This is a genomic window from Paenibacillus sp. FSL R5-0744 (genome assembly GCF_037972555.1).
Classification (GTDB): domain Bacteria; phylum Bacillota; class Bacilli; order Paenibacillales; family Paenibacillaceae; genus Paenibacillus_AQ.
In genome coordinates, this window is record NZ_CP150228.1 from 5,850,431 (window position 1) to 5,876,299 (window position 25,869).

The window sequence follows — 25,869 nt, forward strand, 5'->3', positions numbered from 1 at the left end:
TCCCTTGCTCTTCTTTATTACAACCCCTTCTCCTGTACGTAAGCATTCCATTGCTTGATATATTCCGCCTGAATTTTCTCAAGGCCGGCTTGCTTAGCCTTCTCCATGAAGGTAGCTAGACCCGCATCAACATCCTCTACCAATCCGGCTTGCAGCGGATACAGGTATTGCTTTTCTACCTGTTCCAGCGCCGCTTTTTCAGCCTGATAAGAGGTGTAATCTTCAGCAAATCCTGTGAAGATATCCGGCTTCTGAATCTTATCAAGCTCAGCGAAAATCTCTTTGACGCCATCATAGGATTTGTCGAATAACATAAATTCCGGGTTCCGCCATGCCCAGCCGTTCATCCCTTCACGAGTGAAGCCGTTCGTAGAAGCATCTCCAATAAGCTCATAATAGCCGTTTGCATCAACCTTATAATTTTTTCCCTCAACACCGTATTGTGTCAGCTGGTTATAACGTTTATCCAAAACCATCTTCTCATAAAAGGCTAATGCACGTTCCGGGTTCTTGCTGCCCTTCGGAATAGCAAATCCATTATGAATAGGATGCACCGGTGTTGCGTAACCGATCGTTTGACCATAAGGATAGTAACCCAACTCCCAATCTGGATGAGCTGCTTTAACTTTCATCAGCGTATCGTTAAAGCGAGTCGGGTTATCACCGAAGATGGATGCCGCTTTACCCGCAATAACCGGAGCCTGAAGAGTGTCCTTCACGTTCAATACGTTTTTGGAGATCAAGCCTTTTTCCTGCCAACGTCTCATGGTCAGCAGTTCTTCTTTATGTTCCTCCGAGCCCCAGTAAAGATAAGCCTTCGAAGGATCGCTGTACTTGATTCCGATACCATAAGGAAGCGGACTTCCGACCATAGCGGTAAGTGTAGTGTAGACATCGTGCAGATTGCCCCTCACATCACTGTTAAAGGATGCCGGCGACATCTTCGGTTCATTCTTCTTGATCCCTTCCATATAAGCCTCATAGCTGGCCAGATCTGTTGGCTCAGGCAAATTGTATTTCTTACGCAGATCCTCACGCCATACGAAACCGTTAGTTACATATTCCTTATAGGTCGCGGGTACAGTGTAAATCTTGCCATCAATCTTAACTGCATCCCACATATCCTGCGGTACAAATTGCTGGAGCGCTGGAGCAGCCGTCGGCAGCAAATCATCTATAGCCAAAAAAGCTCCTTTTTTAGCATAAGCTTGATACTGTGTCCAATCCGCAGTAAAAATCAAATCAATCGATTGTCCAGAAGATAGTAGCAATTTGTACTTCTGATCCCAGTCTGTCCAAGTCGTATAGTTGAATTTAACGGTTGCATTCAGATCTTCTTCAGCCATCTTGTTAATTTGCGATTCAATACTTGAAAGATCTTTCGGGGCATCGCCCAGCATATAAAACTGCAGCTCGACCTTCTTCGATGTATCCAGCCCCGACTTCTCCTCAGTCTCAGCATTGGTGCTCTGAGCCGTATTCCCGCCGCTATTACTCTCTTTTACCGCTGCATTTTCCCCGTTCGTGGAACTAGAATTCCCCCCACAGCCTGCCAGTAGAGCCAAGCTCAGTACTGACGTGAGCAGAATAGACATGCTCTTGCCCCGTAGCTTATTCATCTGAATCCTCCCTTTTCACTATGCTTCTATGTTAGCCGACTTTACCTAAACCCGGGTAGGGGTAAGGTTACGGTTCTAACCTTTTACAGCTCCGATGGTCAACCCTTTGACGAAGTAACGCTGAACGAATGGATACAGAAATAGAATCGGTCCAGTCACAACAATCGCCATGGCCATTTTGGTAGACTCAGCAGGGACTTCTGTAGCCAGAGATACCCCAGTTCCAGCACCCATCTGTGCAATGAACTGCGCTGAATTGATAACATTGTACAGATAGAACTGGAGTTGATATTTATGGGTATCATTAATGAACAGTGAAGATGTGAACCAGTCATTCCAGTAATACAATGCAAGGAACAATCCGACTGTAGCAATCCCTGGCATGGAGAGCTTGAGGACGATCTGCCAGTAGATTCTGAAATCACCGGCCCCATCGATTTTCCCAGAATCAAATAGCTCCTCAGGGACTGCTGATTTAACAAAATTCTTCATTAAAATAATTAAGAACGGTGTCATCAGGCCTGGTAGCACCAATACAGCATAGGAATCCAGCAGACCGAGGTATTTAGTAATCATGATGTACCAAGGAACAAGTCCTCCACCAAACAAGGTCGTAAAGTATATATAGAAGGAAAAGGTATTGCGGTATTTAAAATCCTTGCGGGCCAGCACATAACCAGCCATCGTCATGAAGAAGAGTCCTAATGTCGTTCCCACTACAGTGGTGACGATGGTGACCGTGTAAGCACGCAGTACTTCATCCGGGAAAATGAACACCGTCTTGTAGCCTTCAAGAGAGAACTCACCCGGAATCAGATGATAGCCATCCCGGATAATAGATTCATTGCTGGTTAATGATGCGGATATAATTAGCAGAAAGGGCAGCAGGCAAGCAACCGACAGTCCAATGATGACCACATAGGCGATCGCATGAAGCATCCGTGTATATTTATCCTTTTGAATTTTCATTTCTTGTCCTCCTAGAACAGGGCGTAGTCATCATTTATTTTGCGAATAATATAGTTAACCGTCATGATGAGGACAAAACCGAACAAGGACTGATAGACCCCGGCAGCAGTAGCCATGCCCACATCAAACGTTACTTTAAGCGAGCGATAGACGTAGGTATCTAGAATATCCGTCGTATTATAGAGAAGCCCGTTGTTTCCTATTAATTGATAGAACAGATCAAACTGCCCTTTCATAATACTTCCGAGCGCAAAGAGCAGCAGCACCACAAAGGTTGATTTCAGCATTGGCACTGTAATATACCAAATCCGTTGAAAAATATTAGCGCCATCGATCTTAGCCGCTTCATAATATTCATCACTGATCCCCGTAATCGCTGCTAGATAGATAACCATGCTATAACCGAGATTCTTCCATAGATAGAAGATAATAATTAGAAAAATCCAAGCCCAGGGTTTGCTGTAAACGTCCACCGGATCAAGCCCAAATTGTGTAAGCATTGTATTTAAGAAACCGCTGTCATAATTGAACAGGTTGTAGACAATAACACTTAGAATGACGAAGGATACGAAATATGGTAGAAACATTATCGATTGGCTAATCTTTTTAAACCATTTCCCATTCAGTTCACTTAAGAGAATCGCACAAGCAATCGCCAGCACATTCCCAAGTACAATAAAAGCGATGTTGTAACCTATCGTGTTCATCGTCAGCTTCACCAGTGTGCCGGATCTCCAGAGAAACTCGAAATTCTGCAAGCCGACGAACTTGGAATTAAACATACTGCTGTTGAAGTCAAATTGAGTGAACGCATAATAGATACCTACCATTGGAAAATAAGAATTTACTAAGAAAAAGATCAAGGTGGGCAGCAGCATCAGAAACATCATCCGATTGTGTATCAGTTCATAAATAAATCCCTTCTTCTTTCTTGTCGTCCGTAAGCGTGCTCTTCCATCGGCCTGGATGCCAAGTTCGACGGTTGAGATTCCTTTGGATGAGGTTTGGCTCAAGGTCTCTCACTCCCTTTAATGTAGAAACTGCATAATTCCACTATAGGGTGGTTCTTTTGAACACAGAAGTGAAGCTTCATAGCTTTCCTGCACAAACTGGAGAAACCGCTAATGAACAATAAGGATGTTTATGAAGCAGCGATGAATCGTGTTAATGCCAGTGTACATAGGGGAGTGCACTCGAATATCCCGAAAATAATGATGATATGTGCACAAATATTTATTTTCTTCACAGCTATATATTGGTAAAATACAACATTCTAGTGTTACTCCACTGTTCTGTTCACTCTAGGGCAATTATAATAAGAGGACTTCATATCTAGAGTTCATCCAGAGCCTTATCCAATAAGCCGCATATATTTCGGGGGAGGGCTATTATGAAGAATAGTGATATACGGAGAAAAAGACTGCTGTATGGCAAGCTGCTAACAACGATCACACTATGTATCTCGTTAACTCTTCTGGTCTCTACAATCGTGTACTATACATACTACATCGGCGTCGAGAAGACTCAGACCTTCCGTTCCGATCTAAGAGATCTAACTCAGACTGGCAAAAAAGTAGTCAACATGGCTGAAGTAGCTCAAACGCTTTCATTTCAGCTGTACAGAACCTCCACTATTTCCCATCTGTTGTTCTACAACAAACCTTCCATTTATGAGGTTACGGCTGCAATGTCGGATCTCGGAAACTATCTGAACTCCATGCCATACATTGAATCCATCTATGTTTATAATCCGAATAATGACACTATATATATCTCAGCGGCGCAAGGGCAGAATGGTGTGTACTCCACAGGAGAGTTAGAGGACACTGAAATCATACAGATGTTGAATCATTATCAGGATTACAAAACATTCACTCCGATCCCACGCACCTATTCCATCGGCGAACCCAAATCAGAAGCTATCGCTGTCTATACTTATCTCTGCTATGATGCGATCAACTGGGACCGCGCCATCAATTCTGCAGTTATTGTTAATATATCAGCAGCTTGGATAAACAAGGAGTTGGCTAACAGCAATACCGCCGGTAGTGGTAACACTTATCTTCTTGATGACCAAGATCGGTTTCTATCGGGGAACAAGCTGACATTGGAGAAACTCTCAGGGGATGAAAGCAGCTGGGTAGAGCATAAAGTTAAAGACCGCTCCGCAGGTTATTTCACAGCTCCTTTTAAAGGCCAGAAATCACTAGTGTCCTATACTTCACCAGATTCTCTTGGTTGGCAGTATGTTCGCATTACTCCATATAATGTGATCACAGAACAGACCAACCAAATCCGTAATACAACACTACTGATTTCTTTGATTATTTTAATATTCGGACTTATCATTTCTAGAATGCTATCCAAACGCCTCTACCTTCCTATTGATTCCATTGTAAGCCGAATGAATAGCCTTGAAGCTGACAAGCGCAACAGTATGTTTACGATTAGACAGAATTCTTTACGTAATCTTGTTCTCGGTATTAAATCACCCCACAGCAGCCGGCCAACTGATTTGGAGCAGCTGAGTATTGCCTTCGGCTTAAACGAGAGCTATCGGCTAGTATTGCTGCGTATTGATGAATACAATACCCTGCGACAAGAGCGAGGTGCTTATCTACTTGCATACAAGTTCGCGATCATGAATATTGCTTCGGAAATTTGCGGTCAGACTTATCAAGTGGAAAGCGTAGATATGAACGACGACAGCGTAGTTATGTTACTTAGCAGTATGTCGTCCGCTGAATCTCTCGATACAGAATTGATCGAAGTGCTGCTGCGACAAATCCGTGTGGCTTGCTGCGATTATCTGAAAATAGGATTATCGCTAGTGTACAGTCCCGTTAGTGATAATCCAGATCGATTGAACCACCTATATAGCCAGGCCAAAGAAGCTTCTAAACATAGACTTTTTTATGGGCATGGCTGCCTAATCAACGCAGAGAAGATTAACGAATTGCAGAATAACCTATACTCTTACCCTGCGGATAACGAGAAAAAGCTGGTTGATGCCCTCACCAGTGGTAGAACAGACGAAGCCCATAGCCATTTCTCTGACATCGTGCGCGAATTGGACCAATACCCCTACTATATACTAGAACTAACGCTATCCAGGGTGACGCTAACAATTAAGAGAATCATCGATAATATCAAAAAGCTCAACTCTACATCTGTGGAAGATATCCTCAAGATACCTTCCCTTGAGAATTACGAGACGATGAAGGAGCTTGAAGAAGCTTTTCACCAACTCTTCGATGATATTCAGGAATTACAGGCCGATAAACGTAGCTCTAAGCAAAGTGATCTGATCCGTCAAATTAACCAAAAAATCAATCAATCTTACACGGACCCCAGCCTGGGCCTGAACCAGATTGCTGATGAGCTTAACCTGTCACCTATATATGTCAGCCGTCTTTATAAGCAGCAAACAATGACAGCTATTGTGGATGTCATCATGGATGTACGAATGCAGGAAGTATGTCGCCTCTTGAAAGAGAGCGATCTGTCCGTATCGGATATTGCTGAAATGACCGGTTTCACGAGCAGTTCTTATCTCCATCGGATGTTCAAACGCAACTTCAGCATCACGCCGATGGAATACAGGCGTTCTAATACTCGTTCATAAAACTGAAGGCTGAGTGAGAAGGCGAACGGAGTACAGATTAATAACACTACTAAACTACTCTATCAAAAAAGGCAGGCTACTTTATTAGCGGTGGCTTGCCTTTTTAATGTAGGTTCATGTGTATCGACTTCCAGAGCGTTTACTGTAACAACTTCTGCTTCTCTGAATATGCTGATTGGGCAGGTTCCCAATTTTTAAAGGTATGAAAAGGAGAAGCTCAAGGAGGAGATACAGAAGGATGTCAGATCATTATCATAGACCATTCAAAGGTGACGCTATCCTAAACAAACAAGGAAGAATAAGCAGTCCTGTCAGAAAAAGAGAGTGTGCTGCACTATTAAAAATAGTCACAGAGCTTGCTACAGTGGTACCTCCCGCACTTACGAATCCCACTACACTTCATATTTCCAATCTTCAAAGAGTGTTAAGAGAGCTCATGGAATTCTTGCATGAGGCTAGGATATGCAGCCCTTTTAGAACGGAGCTTCTTTCTGTAGTAGAAATAACCATTGTATCTACTGAGGTCAGTCCCTTCTCCGTCGTGAGCGTGGGTACTAATCTTCAACAGCTGTTAGCCGAGTTATTATCTTTTATCCTCGCCACGAAAATAGACTCTCATTGCAAAGATCAGTTGGTAATTCAAATCAGACATATTCAAGCTTCTATTTCACAAGCGCTCGGCTTACCTATTAAGTGTGCGACGGGGCCACAAGGTCCTCAGGGACCCCAAGGAACTCAAGGAACTCAAGGGCCTCAAGGACCTCAAGGAGCCACTGGTGCAGGGCTGCAAGGTATTGTAGTCTTTAATCCGGCACAAAGCCCATTGTATCCAGCGGGTCAAGTAGTAACCTTTAATGGCAGCACTTATATAGCTACTGTTGCCGGACCCAAAGGAACACCAGGTAGTTCGTCAGATTATTTACTAATTGCTGGTGGAGCGACAGGCGCGACTGGAGCGCAAGGACCTCAAGGGGCGCAGGGTCCTCAAGGTCTTCAAGGTCTTCAAGGTCTTCAAGGACTCCAAGGACCTCAGGGTCCTCAAGGCGCGCAAGGAATACAGGGACCGACAGGACCTGGAGCAGGGGCAACTGGACCGACAGGGGCTACGGGTACTGCTGGGCTTGCTGGTCCGACAGGGGCTACAGGCATCGCCGGGCTTGCTGGTCCGACAGGGGCTACAGGCATCGCCGGGCTTGCGGGGCCGACTGGTGCGACGGGTACTGCCGGGCTTGCTGGTCCGACAGGGGCTACAGGCACCGCCGGGCTTGCTGGACCGACGGGCGCTACAGGTACTGCCGGACTTGCTGGACCGACAGGCGCTACAGGTACAGCTGGAATTGCTGGACCGACAGGCGCTACAGGTACAGCTGGAATTGCTGGACCGACAGGCGCTACAGGTACTGCCGGGCTGGCTGGCGCGACGGGTGCGACAGGTACTGCTGGAATTGCTGGGCCGACGGGTGCGACAGGTACTGCCGGGCTTGCTGGAGCTACGGGGGTTACGGGTACTGCCGGACTTGCTGGACCGACGGGGGCTACGGGTACTGCCGGGCTTGCTGGACCGACGGGGGCTACCGGAGTTACAGGAGTTACTGGGGCAACCGGTGATGGCGCAATCATTCCACTGGCATCTGGTGGACCAATTATTATGACCACGGTTTTAGGTGGTTTGGTGGGAACAACAAGCCTTATAGGCTTCGGAAGTTCAGCCACAGGCATTTCTCTTGTTGGTGGAAATATAGATTTGACAGGTACTGTTCTTGGACCTCTTATCAACTTCGCAATGTCCGTTCCTCGTTCAGGAGTGATAACATCTATTGCTGCATACTTCAGTAATACCATTGCTTTATCGCTTCTTGGTACTACGATAAATGTAACAGCGCAATTGTACCAATCGGCCACACCAAATAACACATTTACTCCTATTCCAGGTGCAATAGTACCACTTCCATCTATCACTGGTACTATTAATTTAGGAACTTTTGTCAGCGGAATTACGAATGGTATCAATTTTGCTGTAACACCGCAGACACGTCTTCTTATGGTATTCTCAGCCACTGCTACAGGTCTTACCCTTGTAAATACAGTCACTGGTTATGCAAGTGCAGGCTTTACTATTGTATAATCACTAACACAAACAAAAGCATCTGCCCTCCCCACTAAAGGAGTAACAGATGCTTTTGTTATATTATTCGATTAAAATTTCTTAATCTTTCGATCCGGAGAGACGCTATTGAGCAAACTTAGCTATCCCTGGCAATCCACTCACAACAAATACTCTTTCAGCTTACCGATAACCTCATCGATCTCCGCTTTAGTCGTATACCGTCCCACACTAAAACGAACCGCTCCCTGCCCAATACTTGCTGAGACATTCATTGCCTTTAGAACAGGTGAAATCAATGTTTCTCCAGAATGACAAGCTGAGCCTGTTGAGGCAGCCACATCTTCCAGCGAAGCAATCACTTCGTGACCCACCGCTCCAAGAAAACTAACGTTAAGCGTGTTGGGCAATCGCTTATGCCTATGACCATTCAGGTGAATTCTGTCGCCAAATGCCTTCTGCAATCTATCATAGAAATAATCCGCTACTTCTTTCACACGCTCTCTGGATGCAGAGTCCGAAGCAAGCTCACAGGCTTTTCCTAATCCAATAATATAAGGGGTGTTTTCCGTTCCGGCACGTCTCCCCTGCTCATGACCCGCTCCGTGAATTAATGGCTCGATGTGAATGCCCTCTCGGATGTACAATGCTCCAATCCCTTTTGGCGCATATAATTTATGGCCTGCCAGCGTTAGAAAATCCACCCCTAACTCAGCCACATCAAGCTCTACTTTTCCAGCGGACTGCGAAGCATCGGTATGTACAAGGACACCCCGTTCATGGCAGACCTCAGCTATTTCTTTGATCGGCTGAATCGTGCCCGTTTCGTTATTAGAGTGCATAATGGAGACTAGTATAGTTTGGTCTGTAAGCTGATTTTTCACATCATCTACCTGCACCGTTCCATACGCGTCAACAGGTACATAAGTAATCGTGTAGCCCAACTGCTCCAGATACTGACACGGTTTAATTACCGCAGGATGCTCCACAGCAGACACAATAATGTGATTGCCTTTATGTCGATACGTTTGGGCGACGCCCTTGATAACGGTATTATTCGACTCGCTGCCCCCGCTTGTAAAAAGCACCTCACCCGGCGTACAATTCAGGAAATTAGCCACCTGTGTTCTTGCTCGCTCGATTCCGACTTTAGCTTTTTGTCCCAAAGAATGACTGCTTGAAGGATTGCCAAAATGACCATAAAGATAAGGAATCATAACCTCTGCTACTTCCTTATCTACAGGTGTTGTAGCGTTATAGTCTAAATAGATCATTTGTTAAGCCGAGCCTCCTCTAAACCCCTCATACTTTACGATACCTAAAGCTTATACCTTCTGATTACTCAAAAAAGAGATTACCGCAGCCTCAGCTTCATCCAAATTGTTCACCTTAAAGGTAACTCTCTCAATGCCTTCATACTGAGTAGACGTATAATCGTATTTAGGATCATAGTAGTATTCTAACAGCAGCGCAACAGCCTCTCCGAACATATCAGCTTGCAAGCAACGCTCGATTTCCGCCGCAATGGGGATATGAATTCGTGATTTGATACTTCGAAATGCTGAAATGCACTGTTCTTTATATTCTTCTGGTCGATAATCCTCAAGGATTTGCTGCACTCTGGCTTGTAGTGGCATCTCAATCCAAATTTGTGTTCCAATCTCTTTCTGCTCGGCCATGAATGGGGGCATTACGACCTTCCCAATCTTTTTGCTCTCCGCTTCAAACAGTACATAAGGAGCATCCCCAAGCTTAATTAATTCCTCCATAAGAAGACTATCGAACGTTTTTTGATTGTTTGCATGAAGTCCGATCTCGCCAAAGATAGAACCGCGGTGACCTGCCATTCCTTCCAAATCCAAAACAGGATAGCTCTGTGCCTTCAGGCGGTGCAGCAGGTTTGTTTTACCTGTACCCGTATTTCCATGAATGACATAAGGCTTCGCCTTGAATTCATAGGACTCCAGTTCATCGAGTACCCATTTACGGTAAGCTTTATAGCCGCCAATCAATCGGTAAGCGTGAATATCCATTAAAGAAAGTACAGTCGCAGTTGTACGGCTGCGCATACCTCCCCTCCAGCAGAATACAGCCTTGTCCCCTTGAATCGCAGCAAATTCTTTGACAAAGGAAGGTAGCTTCGCAGCAGCAATCTCCAAACCGCGTTCTTTCGCAGCCTGCACACTTGTCTGTTTATACAACGTACCTACTTCAGCCCGTTCCTCATCATCAAAAAAGGGAATATTCAAGCTATCCGGCAGCGTTGCATCTTTATATTCAGAAGGAGATCGAACGTCGATAACGGTGATCTGCTTCTTATTCTTTAACACTCTTAGTTCTTCCAATGTAATATCCTGAAACAATGCGCTCTCTCCTCTGGTGGCTAACTTCTTAGGTCGCCTCTAAGCTGAACTCCAGCGTTATTGCGCAGCTATAACTGCAATCTGACCCGGATGCTCTTCCGTTACCTCTCCGATCAATGCTGCTTCTACACCTGCATCTACTAACTCTTTTAGCAAATCCTCACTTTGTTCAGGAGCAACAGAGATCAGCAATCCACCGGAAGTCACAGCATCACACAGAATATAGCGGCTTAATTGGTCCATCTCTTCCGGATAAAGAATACTGCCCTCCAAATGGGCAAAGTTATTCTTAGTGCCGCCTGGAACAAAGCCCTGCTCCGCGAGCTCTCTTACTCTTGGCAGCATCGGTACATCGCCTTGACGAATAATCAGTCCGTGATTGCTCCCTTTTGCCATTTCCGAGGCATGTCCAAGCAACCCGAATCCGGTAACATCTGTACAAGCATGTACATCATAGGGCTCCATGATTTCAGCCGCTTTTTTATTCAATGTAGACATGACTGTCGTAAGGCGTGTAGTTTCTTCTGGGGATAGCTGACCCTTTTTAATAGAAGTCGTTAAGATGCCCACACCGATAGGTTTAGTCAAAATCAGCTTGTCTCCTGCCTGCGAACCTGCATTCGTTCTTACTTTGTCCGGATGCACAAGGCCCGTAACGGCCAATCCAAATTTAGGCTCTTTATCGTCGATGGAATGTCCGCCCACAAGCGTTGCTCCTGCTTCCTGCACTTTATCTGCTGCACCGCGCAAAATGTCACCGAGAATGCTTTTGTCCAAAACAGAAATAGGGAAGGCCACAATATTAAGCACTGTAAGCGGCTTACCGCCCATAGCATAAATATCACTTAACGCATTAGCTGCTGCAATTTGCCCAAAGGAATAAGGATCGTCCACGATCGGCGTGAAAAAATCAACAGTTTGCACTAACGCTAGATCATCACTTAATCGATATACCCCAGCGTCATCACTGGTATCCAGACCTACAAGTAGATCCGGATTAGGAACGGTTGGTGGTAGACTGCGAATAACCTGCATGAGATCGGCGGGACCGATTTTGCAGCCGCAGCCCCCTTTTGAAGATAATGAGGTCAATTTTATGGTTTCGGCTTGAGACATCATGACTCAGCTCCTTTAGATAGTTAATATCGAATATCTTTAATCTTACATCAGTAGACAGCATTGTACAAAATACAGACATACAGAAGAACGCCCCGGAGCCAGTACATACTCCCCGGCTATGGGACGCCCCTCATTTCTCACTTACCACTAAGATCAACTAATCTGCTGAGTTTCCTGCTGTTTCTCCAAAAACCGCTGAAGTATAGCATTAAATTTCTCCGGCTGACACAGATTACTAGGATCTAATGCGTTAGGGATGATCACTAACTGAGCATGTGGCAGCTGAGACACCATATCCTTCATACAATTAACTCCAAATTCACTAAAGTCACCTACAATACATAAGGCGGGACGCTTAAAAGACTTTAAGCATCTAGTGTAATCCACATGGCTCGTAGCCAGCCTTTGCCGATACAATTCCCGTGGACGTTTATCGAGAAGTCCTCTTCTAATCTCGTTATAAGCCAGATTCCAGCGTTCCCGGTACATCATACGAATCGAAGGCAGTACAAGCTCACTTGGAGCGTAATACATTAACCAACTACAATAAGCAGCCATAAGCTGGATTTTACCGATTATCGTTGACGCCTGACTTCTACAAAAGCTATCCGCGACAACAATCGCTTTTACTCGCTCTGGATATTGTTTCGCAATATGCTGAACGACGAGCCCCCCATAGGCACTCCCAACAAAAACAGCCTCACGAATACCCAAATCATTCAATAGCATTATTATATCTAGACATTGGGTTTCAATAATCTCGTTTGGGGCCTGCAGTAATTCACCTGATTTGCCATTCCCCCGTAAATCACACAGAATCACTTTATATTTATCAGAAAAATACTCCAATTGTGGCTTGAACATACTATGTGTTAATCCATGTCCATGGATAAACACAACCGGAGCCCCTGTTCCATTGATTTCGTAATAGAGCGAAGTTCCATTCAGTTTAGCAATAGGCAAAGTTAACACCTCTTTCATAGATAGGTTCTACAACTATATCTGCTTTTTAACGCAGCAAAAAACCACAGAGGGATTCTCTGTGGCTATTCATCATCAAATACGCCATTCATCCTCTCTCCATACGCTTACGAGGTTAGCTGTCGGATTCGGGCAGTGAGAGTTGCCCTACCTGCATGGATGCATTTATGCACCTGGAACAGGATTCACCCCATAACTAGTACCGATTGTTACACTGGTTCCCAGTTGTTGGTTCCCCCGCTTTCCTTAACGGAAATTAAGCGGACTTCTTATGTAATTGTCAGTTATGTGATGAATCATACTCCGTGTAAGGTTTCTTGTAAAGTTGAGCCGTGGGCAAAATAATGTTGAAAGCCATGCTTTTCATTTCATATTGAGCATACACTTCGTTTTCTCTTTCTTTTGCTCTTGTTTACTCAATATATCTAAAAAAAGCCGAGCGGCCATCAGAGATCAATCCCTGAACCACTCGGCTTCGTTATACAATCATATGGCTACAACAGATCGGCGTTTTTCAATGCATGCTCCCAGCTCGGAAAAAAGAACAGCGCACTTCGCATAAGATCAGGATCGCTTTGCTTCACTTGTTTTTTGCTGATCGAGCTTCCATCGGTTTGAAGCTTTTTGATACGACTTAACACTTCATCAGCCTCCAAAGGAATTTCCATTGAAACACTCCTTTCTCAGTGACCTGGTTTCCAATCATTTTCTCCATAATATGCAAATTTATTCTTCATTTCGGTTTATACGAATTAAACCAGCTGATAGACCGGTTGTTCAGCAATAAAATAAGTAGGAATCATTGGGTATTTCTGTGCCAGAACTTCAGCTAAATATTTCATTCCTGGAGCTTCACTTTCCGCATGTCCTAACATAATCAGTGCTTTTGATCTGCCTTGGTGGACAGCATCCCTCACATATTCTGGAGTTTCCCATTCGGGGCCCTCGCCAGCAATAATTAAATCAAGATTATGCTGATTAAAAAGAGGAATAGCCATCGTCCCACCTCCTCTGTAACCTACTAATATCCCCACATGTCTGCATATCTGGGATACGTCTCCGGCAGCACGTACATAGGAGATGCCTAGCTTTCTTTTTATATACTGCGCCGCTTCACTTACCGTCATAGCTGGAATCGATAGGATTGTAGCAGTGGATTGCTGCTCAACCACATAGGCTGACCATTCAAGCTCTCGTAGCAAGCCCACCATGATCCCATCCGGTTGATGCCGATGCCAATAATCATGATAACGAAATATAGCCAGTTCAGAACGCTCAATCAAACTCCGTTTCGCGCGATATACAGGGTCATCCTCTAACCACTTGTTCGTCTCATGATGACTGTAAAACACACCTTCATGTGTGATTAACAAATTGGCGTTCATAGCAATCGTTCGTTCCACAACATATTGCGTAGCGCAAAATGCCGTAACCATCCCTGTAATCACCATTTCCGGATTCCCCGGCTTAAGAGTATCCACAGTCCCATCTATCTGTTCCATGGCTCCTATTAAATCTTCCAGAATCATTCTAATTGTCACGCTCACTTTAATCTGCCCTTTGAGATCTATTCTACTAATCTATCAACGTATAAATAACCCACCCTTAATCGATATAAGGACGGGTTCACAGTTCATTATTTGAGCAGCTTGCCCACTCTATGATTTCGTGGCAGAGGTGATAATTTGATGGAAAGCTGGCTTCGGCTTATGCCCTTCATCGAATAGGAACGGCCAGTTCTTCCGCCCACGAACAGGGAAATCATCCAGCCAGGTATAGTCATCCGCTGCTCCCCAGAACGTAACCGAACTAATCACGTCCCGGTATTCTCTCAGCAGTGCGAACATCGCTTCATATCGATCTGCTTGAAGCTCGAGCAGCTCAGCAGGTACTGTCTTTAAGTCCATTCGTCTGTCATCGAAACGGAACATGGATACATCCAGCTCTGTCAGTTGGAGCTGAAGTCCTAACGATGCATATTTTTCGATCGCTGCACGAATATCATCCAGACTAGGATCGTATAAATTCCAGTGTGCCTGCAATCCGACGCCATGGATCGGCACGCCTTGTTCCAATAGAGACTTCACCAGTTTATAGATTTTGTCACGCTTTAATGGATGGGATTCGTTATAGTCATTGTAGAATAATAATGCCTTAGGGTCAGCTTCATTGGCGAATTCAAACGCTTTGGCGATAAAATCCGGGCCAACAATGTCGAGCCACTTCGAATGGCGAAGAAGCTCTTCTCCTTCATCGGCTATAACTTCATTGACAACATCCCAAGCATAAATATCATCCTTATAACGTCCTACAACGGTCTGAATATGTGATTTGACTCGTGCAAGCAGAATCTCTTTGCTTACAGGTCCTCCGCCCTTATCCTCAAACAGCCAGTCCGTTGTCTGGTTGTGCCAAATCAAGGTATGTCCGCGCATCGCCATATGATGTTCCCTGGAGAAGGCAACCAGCTGGTCTGCTGCCCTAAAGTTATAAGTGTCCTCAAGTGGATGCAGACTTTCAAATTTCATCTCGTTCTCAGCGGTAATACTGTTGAAATGATAAGCAAGCAAATGCTCCTGTGATTGGATAGTTAATGGGTTGACGGCTGCGCCAATCTTGAAATCCTCTGCGAACACTGTCTTTAGTGCAGGCTCTGTAAAATCACTAGCTTTTCTCAACGAGTTCCCTCCTAACAAACGCTATTCATTATGACCGATAATCGAACCAATCAAAGTGGGCAGGTACCTCAGCTACTTTACCATGACCTGTCGCATATAAGCCAACAAGAACACCGGTAAATCCGTTTCCTTTGACAGCTTGAGGGGATAATGGATAGGCTAGAGCCCTAGATAGCTCGATCCATTCCTGACCATCCAAAGAATAAAGTAAAGTGTATTCCGTTAGCTCCGCCCGAATTTTCAGATATAAACATCCAGCAATCGTTGGAATCTCAGCCGCCACATGTGTTGTTCCATCAACAGTTAAATAAGCTGTAATCACTCTATGTCCATTTCTTTGCGATAGTGCAATTTCATAATGTGCATTCTCGTCCAATCTAGCACAGAGTCCAGCCTCTTCACCGTCCACGGTAGGGTTAAAATCCAGTAATGTACTCCATTCAGCTGAAGTATGCTGCTGTCTTCTGCCTATAAAGGCTACCTGACCCACTTCATTAAGGTCTTTCGATTGCCCTCGAAGAGCTAGAAAACCCGGACGTTGGCTTAGTGACCAGCTTCCCTCTGCCGGATTCCGCAGAAAGGATAATCCCAACGGCAATACAGGGTCATCAAAATCATATCTTCCGCTAGTCTCAGGTTTTGGCGAATGACCCGGTACACGCGGAACCTTCATCTCCAGCCCGACAGTGTCCTCATTATTATCAATCATCGGCCATCCGTCTTCATTCCACGTTACAGGGGCAAGAAAGGTCTCTCTTCCTAGCACTGTATACTTGGAATCTACTAGACGTACTCCAAGGAATACGGCCCACCAATCCCCGTTACGATCTTCGATCAGATCAGCATGTCCTAGATACTGAATAGGACTATCAGTCCCGCGATGGGTCAATATCGGTTGCTCTAATCTTTCAAAAGGACCGTAAGGGGAGGAAGAACGACCGATAATTTCTCGGTGTTCCTTTGCCGTGCCGCCTGAAGCAGACATGATATAATACATTCCGTTAATTTTGTACAAATGTGGTCCTTCCGTCCAAGGTCCACCATCCCCAGTCCAGATGACAACAGGTTCTGTTAATGCTGCTCCTGTAGCAATGTCTATCTCATATTGAATAGCGTGGGAATCATAATCTGCTCCCTGCTGGGTGGTTACATATACCTTTCCATCCTCATCAAACATTAGGGAAGGGTCAATTCCTCCATAAGGAATACTAATCGGGTCTGACCACGGACCCGCTGGGTCCGTAGCCGTAACATAGAAATTCCCCTTCCCGTGTATTTCGGTCGTTATCATGTAAAACGTTCCTTCATGATACCGGATGGTTGGAGCAAATATACCTCCAGAGCTTTTGCTCTTACGTGTATCTAGCTGACTTACACGATCTAATACATGACCAATTTGTGTCCAGTGAATCAAGTCCTGGCTGTGAAAGATAGGCACCCCAGGAAAATATTCGAAGGAGCTACACACCAAGTAGAAATCATCCCCTGCTCGAGTGATGCTAGGATCTGGATAAAAACCTGGAAGTATTGGGTTCGTGTATGTGATTGGAGATGGAGTCATAATTCAACAAACAACCTTCCTATTATTTAATAGTGGGTGCAAGCTACTTATTCCTTCACGCTTCCTACGTTCATTCCAACTACAAAGTACTTTTGCATGAATGGATAGACTAGCAGAATCGGAACCGAAGCAACGATAGTAACGGCTGCACGAATGGACTTTGGAGTTACCATTGACCCCGCTGATTCCGCAGTTACCCCTGCCCCGTTAGCTACACTTGCGCTACTGTTCGCATTCATACTAGATTGTATTAGTTTCATTAATTCATACTGCAATGTACTCAAGTGCTGGCGGGAAGAGGTGTAGATAAAAGCATCAAACCATGAGTTCCATGCACCTACAGCGACAAAAAGGGCAATGGTAGCAAGAACAGGTTTACATAAAGGGAAGACTACTTTCATGAAAATCTTAAATTCCCCGGCACCGTCGATTCTCGCGGATTCCATAAGACTTTCATGTAAGCTACCAATATAAGTACGGATGACGATCATATTAAATGCACTTATCATAGTCGGTATTACATATACCCAAAATGTATTAAGCAAATGAAGATCCTTAATTAGGAAATAGTTTGGAATCAGACCCGCATTAAAATACATGGTTAGGACGAAAACAAAGGTAATCTGCTTGCGGAAAACATATTCTTTCCGGCTTAAAGTATAAGCAAGCATTGTGGTTAAAAATAGATTCAGGATCGTAGATATCACTGTTCGTGCTACCGAAATCCAAAAAGCAGGAATAATTGTACCAGAGGCAAAAACAGCTTTGTAGTTCTGTATAGTCCACTCCCTAGGCAATAGATAAATGCCGCCGCGGATGGTATCATTTCCCTCATTTAAGGAAACTGCTATAGTATTCAAGAATGGATACAAGGTAACAATGACTAGACATATCATAAAGATAGTATTGAAGGTACCGAACACTACTGGTTCGATCCCTATAATTCTCATACGTTTTCTACTATTAATTTTTGGAGATTTCTGAGGTATTAATTGAGTTTTTTCCATGATTATAACAGCCTCTCTTCCCCTAGCCGCTTCGACGTCCAGTTAGCTAAAAGCAGTAACGTTACACTTACGACTGTTTTAAATATGCCTCCCGCAGTGGCTAAGGAATAATTCCCTTGCCCAATCCCGTATTTCAATACAAATATATCAATCGTATCCGACCAGTCTACAGTAAGCCCGTTCCCTAACAAGTACGGAACCTCAAATCCGACATCCAATACATGTCCTATGGACATTATCATCAGGATTACAATGGTTGGTTTAATTCCCGGCAATGTTACATTGAACATTTTTTTGTACCGGTTAGCCCCATCAATCTCAGCAGCCTCATATAAAGCTGGATCTATAGAAGCCATAGCAGCCAAGTAGATGATTGTACTCCATCCAACCTCTTTCCAGACGGTTGAAGCACCCACAATACCCCAGAAATACTTCCCTTCACTCAACCAAAGGATTGGTGAATCGATAAGATGTAATTTCATGAGCACGATGTTGATAATCCCGTCGTTAACCGAGAGGGAGACACCTACAATCCCTGTTACAATAATCCAGGAAAGAAAGTGAGGTAGGTAGGATATGGTCTGCACGGTTCTTTTCCAAAATACATTTTTGATTTCATTAAGAAGTAAGGCCAATGTTATCGCGGTTATAAATCCTAAAAAGAAATTAATTAATCCCATAGCCAGTGTGTTTCGTAGTACCCTTAAAAAGGTATCATCCGTAAATAGAAACTTGAAGTGTTTCAAGCCGACCCATGTCTGTTCGCCAAATGCCTTAGCTGGTTTATAATCCTGAAAAGCCATTGTCCATCCCCAAACAGGTACGTACGCAAATAGTACAATATACAGCAGCAATGGAACTGACATCCAAATCAGCTGTTTCTGATTCTTAATCAAGGTCAGAGTAATCGGTTGCTTCTTTTTTCTTTTAGGATGCCGGTTAACTTTTTTTCCCGTTAAAATCTCATCCATATATTTTCTCCCCACATCATCCATATATTTCAGAAAGTGGTTGGCTAATAAGCCACCACTTTCTGATTTTTAAGCAAGCTCTAACTATTTAACACTCCAAGTATCAAATCTCCATTTAAGCTGTTCATTGATTCTGTCTTCGTAAGCTTTAATATCCGCTTTATGAAGTTCTCCAACAAATTCAGTCCAAACTTTATCGAAATCGGAAGGGCTAGCCAAGATTGCTTTTGGCAGGTACTTGGTCTTAACTTCTCCCATCTTCGTATCGGCAATTTTTGCTGGAGAATTTTCAACAAGATCTATCGACCAAGCAGGATAAGCCACTGGGTTCGGTCCAGGCTTACTGAAGAAATCTACATAACTGTTGAATCCATATGCGTCAAGAACTTCCTTGTCATACGCTTCCAACCCTGCTTTATATTCTTCTGGTTGGGCTGCCGCATCCGTTGAGTTACCATCTGCAAAGTACCCTTGCATTTTCGGAGCGGTAGCATACCAAGCTTCTGCTTTGTTACTTAGCTTCCATGTAGCATCAACTGCGTTATCCCGTTGCTCCTGGTTTCTTATAAAGCGACCGTCTACCACTTGATAATCTTCGCCTTCAATACCCCAAGTGAGGGTTCTTTGCCAATCTTCTTGAATCAATGTGTCCATAAGTTTAAGGATTCTCACTGGATCCTTAGCATTGACAGTAATCCCGAATCCATTATTCAAGTTAAGAGCAGGACGATCCAGATAATAATCTTTGGTGTTAGTATCATACACAAGAGGCAGACCTACATAAGTGCTCATATCTTTCCCTTGTGTCTTGAGTGAATCTTCTGCTTTACCAAAGTTCCAGTGCTGATCAAACATTCCCAGTACGGCTCCGCTAGACAATTTAGCTAAATATTGGTCATAATCCATTACAAATGCTTCTTTATCAATAATACCCAACGCATTCATATCATTAAGTTTTTTATAGTACTGCTTTGCATAGTCTTTATCCGCAAAGATTTCTGCTACGTTATCCTTAACTACTACTCCGCCATCATTAGGATGACCGATCAGATGCTGAGGAGCGTTAAACAATCCCCAGTTTCTCCAGTCTTTGTTATGAATCTCAAACCCAATTGTTGGTTGACCATCAATGGTTGGATTTTTCTCTTTATATTTCACGATAAGATCGAAATACTCGTCCAAAGTTTTAACCGTTGGATAACCGGCATCTTTAAGTACAGCTTTCTGAATCCAGAAAGCTGGGCCAGAGTAATAGGTTGTATTCATCTCACCATTGTACGCACCATAGTTTGGAAGTGTATAAATGTGTCCATCATTGGGATCCTTCATCATGTTCCAGTAAGCTGCGTAATGCGCTTTCAAATTCGGAGCGTGTTCTTCAATTAAGTCCTCGAGAGGAATAAATGCACCTGCTGCCGTCAGTTGGGTATTGGAACTCATCAGATCTGGATAATCCGAACCGGCAATCATAACGCCAAGCTTCTGTTTAAGGTCTCCAGCCAAGAATTCGAAATTGAATGATGCGCCTGTTTTTTCTTTGATCATCTTGTAAATTTTGTTATCTGGTGTGGGTTGCTGACCTGCTTCTCCAAGAAAGATACTAACTTCAAAAGGCTCTACCTTCTTGTCATCGGTTCCAGCTGCAGTTGCAGCTGTTGTTTCTGCCGGTTTGTTTTCCCCCTTAGCAGTATTACCGCTGTTATTTCCACCGCACCCTGCTAGAGCAAAACTTAGGGATAACACAGCAATCAGACTAAGTTTGAACTTTGATATTGACTTGCCCCCCATAAAGCACCTCCATATTTTGTTGGTGTAACCATATTGTAAGCCCTTACAAGTTAAATTATAGAGGTGATGATGCCACTGATAATACGCCAGAACTAAAGGTGTACCCCCAAAAAGTTTAGGTATTCGTATGTTTAAATTCATTAGGGCTCATCTTCATCTTCTTTTCAAATTGTTTGAGAAACTGACTATAATTGGAATACCCTACTTTCTCGGCGATCTCACAGTTTTTCAGCTTATTGTGTTGAAGTAAACGCGCAGATTCCTTAATCCGGAGGTCATGCAGCTGCTCATTAAAATGAATGCCATTCTTCTTGATCAATAATTGTCCCAGATACACTGGATGCAGGAAGAATACCTCCGACAGCTTTTTAATTGTAAGATTTTCGTGATAATGCGCTTCAATATAGTTGTTGATTTCCTGTACAATCCCCTGTGATTTTTGGATTTGTTCTTTTAGAAGAATATCAATACTCGCCTCACCACATGATAAAAGATTACGCATTAAATCGTTCAACTTCATCATCGAGTCCCGTATTTCGGGGATTGTTATTTGGGTTAACAGGGAGGATACTTGAACTTCACTAGCTTTTGAAGTAAACTCAACGATCTTATACATAATATGAATAACGATCTTCTTCACAACCTCTGGAGCGATGCGCATCTCACGAAAACTGCGAGAAGCCAAGCCTACAGCTTGTTTAAAGCCTTTTATGTCCAGTGTGTTAATGGGTCTCATTAAATCATCCATCAGTTGAATTTGATCATAGTGATAGCTGAAGGGACTATCTTTGGTTCCCTGATAGGTCAAGAACCCCGAATGATCCGAATTATAAAAATAATACATTAACGCTTCTTTCGCCGTTCGGTAGCTATTCGCAATTTGAAGCAAAGAGCCCTCGCTATCCCCTACTGCAATATACATGGCTTGCTTAGGGTGTTCATTCAGCAAGGGAGCTACTGCAGGATATATTGCGGCACCCTCATCAGACTCCGAAGGATAGCCGTATACGATTCCAAAGCAAAAAGCCTCCAGATCGATCAGAAACATCGATTCCGTATTCGTTAGGAGAGCTACTGCTTTCTCTCTGATTTCCGTATACATCGCCGGGTCTGTCTGTAGTAAACAAATATTCCAAAGGCTTTTGCCTTCCGATAGACGTGTAAGTACTGTAAAGTCTGACTTATCTTCTGCCTTCTCATTCAGAATGCTCTTAAGAAGAGAGACAACTTCCTCTGAGTTTGCCATTTGATTTAAGCTTCGCTTCTGAGTTTCCTGTTCTAATTCCCGATATATCTCCTTCAATTCTTCTGACGCCTCTTCTTCGAAAAGCGGTTTCATCAGATAATGGTTAATGCCATAACGTATAGCTGTCTTAGCATATTCAAACTCACTATAACCGCTTAGTATGGCAAACTTAATCGGTTTAGTCTCCTCTTGCTGCCAGGCGGAAACCATTTCCAGACCATTCATTAGCGGCATATTTACATCTGTAATGACAAGATCCGGCAGTAGCTGCTTTATTAACTGTAAGCCCTCTTTGCCATTACTGGAGGTTCCACATACTTCAAAGCCAAGCGCCTGCCAGTCTATCCATAGCTGCATCCCCTCAAGAGCACTAGGCTCATCATCGATCAACAATACTTTGTATTTCATAGGCTCCCTCACCTTCTAGCTATTTTTTCGTTCCAGGAGCTTTAGCGGAATGCCAAACGTGACAACAGTCCCTTCATTCGGGACACTGCTGATTTCAAAGCGAACCTGATCTTCATAATATAGCTCCAGTCTGCGATACACGTTGCGGATTCCGATATTCGTTCCTGAGGAGGCTTCTTCATTTTGAACATTAAATAAAATTTCTTTAAGCTGGCTTGGTTCGATCCCTTTACCGTTATCTGAAATCGTAACTTGTAAACGACTATCCTCGATTTCCGTCTTTACTTTAATGATACCGAGTCCTTCTATAGCCTGCAGACCATGCTTACAAGAATTTTCCACTAACGGCTGCATGCTTAGCTTTGGAATTTTATATTGCAGCGACTGCTCATCGATCTCAAATTGATAGTCAAATTTATCTCTGAACCGGAATTTTTCTATTTTCAGATACATCTCAATGAACGTCATTTCTTCTTCCAATGTAACGAGATCTTCTTTCCAGCTAAGTAGTCTTCTGAGCAACTTGGATAAACTCTTAATGATGTCTGTAACGTCCGAATAATTATTTTTGGTACAGACCACTAAAATGGCATTTAAAGTATTGAAGAGAAAATGGGGATTCATCTGACTTTGCAAAAAATTCAGTTCAGCCCTTACTCTTTCCATCTCCAGGTTATTCTTTTGAATCTCTAGTTTGTATACATCGTTAATTAGAGAATTAATTTTAGTGGTCATTCTATTAAAGTTGTGAATCAAGTCACCAATCTCATCTTGTCCTTCATCGATTTGAATAAGATCGAATTTCTCATTCGTTACTTTCTGCATATGCCTAGACAACCGTTTCACCCGATAATTGTACGATCTTAACATCACATATAAAAAGGCGGTTGTGAGCAAGGTGACAATGGATGCCAAAATACCCGCATAAATTCGAATCTCCATAATCGCCTGAGCAATACGCTCCCCTTGCGTAACCCCTATAATTCGCCAGCTTTTTATATAACTAGCCCCGCCAACGGGTACAATATGTATGTCTTCCTTGTGCTCATCATCCTGAAGCTCGAACACAGGATAAGGATCCTTCGTACCCCTCTGATACCCGCTCTGAGCAGACATAATGATTTCATCCTGCCCGTTAACCAGGTAAAGACTCAAATAATCCTTTTCTCTAATTATAATGTCATATATTTTACTGAGATCCAGGTCAATTCTAAGCAGCTTCTCATAGGTATTCAGTGAGCTGTATACATCCATTCGCTCAATTACACTTAAATACGGGGCATTAGAAGCCACATTAGGCGCTGCGCTCATTTGATAAGCAGCAAGAAACATATGTTTATTCGCAGCACTGAACTGCTTATACCACTCACTCTCCCTTACCTTGTCCGTGATGACCTGATAGTTACTACCGGAAACAATGGAGTCATTATTCGTAAATACAGTAATTCGTTCAAGTTGATTGTTAACTGGCATATAACTGTTCATCCGATCTCGAAGCTGTTCGTCGAAGGTGTCATAAAATTCAATCAAGTTCCCATACCTCCGCTCTAGCAATTCATACAGATTCTTATCCGAGGACAGCGTATAACTAACTGCTACTCCACCCTCAATGAAATCTTGAATATCCTTTCTGGCCCTCTCTAAAGAGATTTCTAAGTTTTGCTGTTCTCTGGATTTGATCAAATCGGAAATCCGATCCAAAAAAACAAGGTTAATAATAATAATAGGGAGTAGAACGCCTATAACGTAAATGAGGGAAAATTTGTAGTTCAGTGGAATGTCATTCACTACTTTTCTAAATCTGAATTTTTTTCTCTCCATACGAAACACCTTGCTTCCCCTAGAGCTATTAGTTTTTATTTTCATTTTTATAAACCGATGGGACTACCCCTACAATCAGCTTGAACTTATCAATAAAATAGTCTGTGTTTGAGAATCCCACCTGCACCGCAATATCCGATATTTTCAGCTGCGTTCGCTTAAGCAGACTTTTGGCTTCCTCAATCCTTTTGGCATTTAAATATTCACTAAAGCCCTGACCCGTTTGTTTCCTGAATAGCTGTCCCAAATAGGTAGAATTGATATGAAATTGCCTAGCTAAATCCTGAAGCTTTAATTTATTCCGAAATTCACGATCCACATACTGAATCACCTTGTAAATCGTATTTTGTTCATTCTGCTGCTCTAATTCAGATAGATAGACCGTCGCCAGCATACACAGACTTTGAACATAACGGCTTAATACAAAATAATCATTTAGTTCACCTAGATTTCCATACTCTTGCTGAAGCTTTATCATCATCGTATCCGGGATACCATTCATTTGGGCTATCAGTGTACATATCGTAAGCTCTAAATGAGCCACCTGGGCTTGCACGACCTCAATCGTCAACAGATTTTCTACGAAAGAGGCGAACGCTTCTTTTACACAAGGTTGTATCTGTTCTAAATCATTTGCCAGGACCTTATCCAGCAGCTGCTTGAAGTGATCCTCATGGTGTTCCTTCTTCTTTAGAACCCTAAGCTCGCTATAATAAAAGATCCCCCTCTTCTGCTGATGTGTCTTTCGTTTCCATACATCAAGTGCCTGCATATAGATTTCTCGAACCGAGCATACGCCTACCATTCTAGTACTAATCGCCAGGAGTACCGGCTCATGTGATTGTTCAGCGAAATCCGAACGAATCTGGTTGACGATAGCGTCCAGACTCTCATTCCCAATAGAAGCAGACTCAAGAATGATCCCTGTTCTTCCCGATCGATCTTGAAAGAAATGGGTACTTTCCTGAGGAAAGTAGTCGACGGTTCGTGGAAGAAATGGATTAAAATATGTGGCTGGTTCGATAAGAATACACATTAATTCTGCATTCGCTTGAAGCTTCAACGTGCTCTGGGTTAGAAGCTCTAAATTTTCGTTGCACTCACCTTGAATTAGACGGTTGATAATATTGTTTACGATAAAAAATTGCTTCTTATCAAGCTCTTCATTGGAAGCGATTTCATTTCGAATCATAGGTGTAATCCTGCTTAATAATGACTCTATTTCTTCATCATCAATAGGCTTTAATAAATAGTCGTTCACTCGTTGCTGCAATGCCGTACGTGCATATTTAAAATCATCATACCCAGTCAATACCACAAATTTTGGAGGCTTTGTCATCACTTCATTCAATTTTGCGATAAGCTCAAGACCGTTAATAACCGGCATATTAATGTCCGTTAAGACCAATTCCGGTTTATATTCTTGTATAAGTCTCAATGCTTCTGAGCCATTATGGGCTTCCGCGCACACTTCAAAGCCATATTTTTCCCAGTCAATCATCGTTCTCAGCCCTTCAAGCACCCAGGGCTCATCATCCACGATCAGAACCTTCAGCATGATGTTCACTCCAATCTCCTAAGATAAGGCTCGCTTTCTTATGAAAATATA

Annotated in this window: 19 protein-coding genes and 1 riboswitch; of the genes, 2 read left to right on the forward strand and 17 right to left on the reverse strand. The window is 43.3% G+C overall.

What is annotated here, in order from left to right; all coding sequences use genetic code 11:
* Positions 1-17: 17 nt before the first annotated feature.
* The 3 genes from MKY19_RS25790 to MKY19_RS25800 all read right to left on the reverse strand — a co-directional run bounded on the left by MKY19_RS25790 (position 18) and on the right by MKY19_RS25800 (position 3,478).
* Positions 18-1,625 carry an extracellular solute-binding protein gene (locus MKY19_RS25790; protein WP_156113186.1) on the reverse strand — a complete coding sequence of 536 codons (1,608 nt, stop codon included), beginning with the start codon at positions 1,623-1,625 and terminating at the stop codon, positions 18-20.
* A gap of 69 nt (positions 1,626-1,694) precedes the next feature.
* Complete coding sequence (locus MKY19_RS25795) at positions 1,695-2,588, reverse strand: carbohydrate ABC transporter permease (RefSeq protein WP_339798540.1); 894 nt, start codon at positions 2,586-2,588, stop codon at positions 1,695-1,697.
* An 11-nt stretch (positions 2,589-2,599) separates the two neighbouring features.
* Positions 2,600-3,478 (reverse strand): ABC transporter permease subunit, encoded by an 879-nt coding sequence (locus MKY19_RS25800; RefSeq protein WP_143759548.1) that lies wholly within the window; start codon positions 3,476-3,478, stop codon positions 2,600-2,602.
* Positions 3,479-3,978: 500 nt separating this feature from the next.
* On the opposite strand from MKY19_RS25800, the gene MKY19_RS25805 reads away from it, so the two are divergent.
* Both MKY19_RS25805 and MKY19_RS25810 read left to right on the forward strand, forming a co-directional pair.
* Positions 3,979-6,213: an AraC family transcriptional regulator gene (locus MKY19_RS25805; protein ID WP_339798542.1), complete on the forward strand. Its 2,235-nt coding sequence runs from the start codon at positions 3,979-3,981 to the stop codon at positions 6,211-6,213.
* 238 nt (positions 6,214-6,451) lie between these two features.
* Positions 6,452-8,338 carry an exosporium glycoprotein BclB-related protein gene (locus MKY19_RS25810; RefSeq protein WP_339798544.1) on the forward strand — a complete coding sequence of 629 codons (1,887 nt, stop codon included), beginning with the start codon at positions 6,452-6,454 and terminating at the stop codon, positions 8,336-8,338.
* A 140-nt stretch (positions 8,339-8,478) separates the two neighbouring features.
* Here MKY19_RS25810 and MKY19_RS25815 read toward each other — a convergent pair whose 3' ends face one another.
* The 14 genes from MKY19_RS25815 to MKY19_RS25880 all read right to left on the reverse strand — a co-directional run bounded on the left by MKY19_RS25815 (position 8,479) and on the right by MKY19_RS25880 (position 25,818).
* Complete coding sequence (locus MKY19_RS25815) at positions 8,479-9,591, reverse strand: cysteine desulfurase family protein (protein ID WP_076285290.1); 1,113 nt, start codon at positions 9,589-9,591, stop codon at positions 8,479-8,481.
* Positions 9,592-9,642: 51 nt separating this feature from the next.
* Positions 9,643-10,680: a tRNA 2-selenouridine(34) synthase MnmH gene (mnmH, locus tag MKY19_RS25820; RefSeq protein ID WP_076285291.1), complete on the reverse strand. Its 1,038-nt coding sequence runs from the start codon at positions 10,678-10,680 to the stop codon at positions 9,643-9,645.
* 57 nt (positions 10,681-10,737) lie between these two features.
* Positions 10,738-11,796 carry a selenide, water dikinase SelD gene (gene selD, locus MKY19_RS25825; protein WP_339804505.1) on the reverse strand — a complete coding sequence of 353 codons (1,059 nt, stop codon included), beginning with the start codon at positions 11,794-11,796 and terminating at the stop codon, positions 10,738-10,740.
* A gap of 156 nt (positions 11,797-11,952) precedes the next feature.
* Positions 11,953-12,762 carry an alpha/beta hydrolase gene (locus tag MKY19_RS25830; protein ID WP_042191701.1) on the reverse strand — a complete coding sequence of 270 codons (810 nt, stop codon included), beginning with the start codon at positions 12,760-12,762 and terminating at the stop codon, positions 11,953-11,955.
* A 106-nt stretch (positions 12,763-12,868) separates the two neighbouring features.
* A riboswitch (cyclic di-AMP (ydaO/yuaA leader) is annotated at positions 12,869-13,053 on the reverse strand.
* Between the two features lie 221 nt (positions 13,054-13,274).
* Positions 13,275-13,448 carry a hypothetical protein gene (locus MKY19_RS25835; RefSeq protein ID WP_170880375.1) on the reverse strand — a complete coding sequence of 58 codons (174 nt, stop codon included), beginning with the start codon at positions 13,446-13,448 and terminating at the stop codon, positions 13,275-13,277.
* 84 nt (positions 13,449-13,532) lie between these two features.
* The gene (locus tag MKY19_RS25840) at positions 13,533-14,327 is read right to left on the reverse strand and encodes a Nif3-like dinuclear metal center hexameric protein (RefSeq protein ID WP_339798546.1); all 795 of its coding nucleotides are present in this window, start codon (positions 14,325-14,327) and stop codon (positions 13,533-13,535) included.
* Between the two features lie 111 nt (positions 14,328-14,438).
* Entirely contained in the window at positions 14,439-15,458 is a 1,020-nt protein-coding gene (locus MKY19_RS25845; protein WP_339798548.1) for an endo-1,4-beta-xylanase, read from the reverse strand.
* Positions 15,459-15,486: 28 nt separating this feature from the next.
* On the reverse strand, positions 15,487-17,019 hold the full coding sequence (locus MKY19_RS25850) for a glycoside hydrolase family 43 protein (RefSeq protein WP_339798550.1): 1,533 nt from the start codon (positions 17,017-17,019) through the stop codon (positions 15,487-15,489).
* 47 nt (positions 17,020-17,066) lie between these two features.
* On the reverse strand, positions 17,067-17,969 hold the full coding sequence (locus MKY19_RS25855) for a carbohydrate ABC transporter permease (protein ID WP_339798552.1): 903 nt from the start codon (positions 17,967-17,969) through the stop codon (positions 17,067-17,069).
* Positions 17,970-18,028: 59 nt separating this feature from the next.
* Positions 18,029-18,997, reverse strand: coding sequence for an ABC transporter permease subunit (locus tag MKY19_RS25860; protein ID WP_042191710.1), 969 nt, complete (start codon positions 18,995-18,997; stop codon positions 18,029-18,031).
* An 84-nt stretch (positions 18,998-19,081) separates the two neighbouring features.
* A complete protein-coding gene (locus tag MKY19_RS25865; RefSeq protein WP_042191712.1) occupies positions 19,082-20,785 on the reverse strand; it encodes a sugar ABC transporter substrate-binding protein in 1,704 nt (567 codons plus the stop codon).
* A gap of 115 nt (positions 20,786-20,900) precedes the next feature.
* The gene (locus tag MKY19_RS25870) at positions 20,901-22,439 is read right to left on the reverse strand and encodes a response regulator (protein WP_339798554.1); all 1,539 of its coding nucleotides are present in this window, start codon (positions 22,437-22,439) and stop codon (positions 20,901-20,903) included.
* A gap of 15 nt (positions 22,440-22,454) precedes the next feature.
* Positions 22,455-24,260, reverse strand: a complete 1,806-nt coding sequence (locus MKY19_RS25875) for a histidine kinase (protein ID WP_339798556.1) — start codon at positions 24,258-24,260, stop codon at positions 22,455-22,457.
* Between the two features lie 28 nt (positions 24,261-24,288).
* Entirely contained in the window at positions 24,289-25,818 is a 1,530-nt protein-coding gene (locus MKY19_RS25880; protein ID WP_339804508.1) for a response regulator, read from the reverse strand.
* Positions 25,819-25,869 lie beyond the last annotated feature (51 nt).

Excerpts from the sequence above, each read along its gene's own strand:
- MKY19_RS25870 (WP_339798554.1), bottom strand. The coding sequence starts at position 22,439 with ATGAAATACAAAGTATTGTTGATCGATGATGAGCCTAGTGCTCTTGAG.
- MKY19_RS25835 (WP_170880375.1), bottom strand. The coding sequence starts at position 13,448 with ATGGAAATTCCTTTGGAGGCTGATGAAGTGTTAAGTCGTATCAAAAAG.
- MKY19_RS25855 (WP_339798552.1), bottom strand. The coding sequence starts at position 17,969 with ATGAGAATTATAGGGATCGAACCAGTAGTGTTCGGTACCTTCAATACT.
- MKY19_RS25850 (WP_339798550.1), bottom strand. The coding sequence starts at position 17,019 with ATGACTCCATCTCCAATCACATACACGAACCCAATACTTCCAGGTTTT.
- MKY19_RS25805 (WP_339798542.1), top strand. The coding sequence starts at position 3,979 with ATGAAGAATAGTGATATACGGAGAAAAAGACTGCTGTATGGCAAGCTG.
- MKY19_RS25795 (WP_339798540.1), bottom strand. The coding sequence starts at position 2,588 with ATGAAAATTCAAAAGGATAAATATACACGGATGCTTCATGCGATCGCC.
- selD (WP_339804505.1), bottom strand. The coding sequence starts at position 11,796 with ATGTCTCAAGCCGAAACCATAAAATTGACCTCATTATCTTCAAAAGGG.
- MKY19_RS25800 (WP_143759548.1), bottom strand. The coding sequence starts at position 3,478 with ATGATGTTTCTGATGCTGCTGCCCACCTTGATCTTTTTCTTAGTAAAT.
- MKY19_RS25815 (WP_076285290.1), bottom strand. The coding sequence starts at position 9,591 with ATGATCTATTTAGACTATAACGCTACAACACCTGTAGATAAGGAAGTA.
- MKY19_RS25880 (WP_339804508.1), bottom strand. The coding sequence starts at position 25,818 with ATGCTGAAGGTTCTGATCGTGGATGATGAGCCCTGGGTGCTTGAAGGG.
- MKY19_RS25810 (WP_339798544.1), top strand. The coding sequence starts at position 6,452 with ATGTCAGATCATTATCATAGACCATTCAAAGGTGACGCTATCCTAAAC.
- MKY19_RS25875 (WP_339798556.1), bottom strand. The coding sequence starts at position 24,260 with ATGGAGAGAAAAAAATTCAGATTTAGAAAAGTAGTGAATGACATTCCA.
- MKY19_RS25865 (WP_042191712.1), bottom strand. The coding sequence starts at position 20,785 with ATGGGGGGCAAGTCAATATCAAAGTTCAAACTTAGTCTGATTGCTGTG.
- MKY19_RS25860 (WP_042191710.1), bottom strand. The coding sequence starts at position 18,997 with ATGGATGAGATTTTAACGGGAAAAAAAGTTAACCGGCATCCTAAAAGA.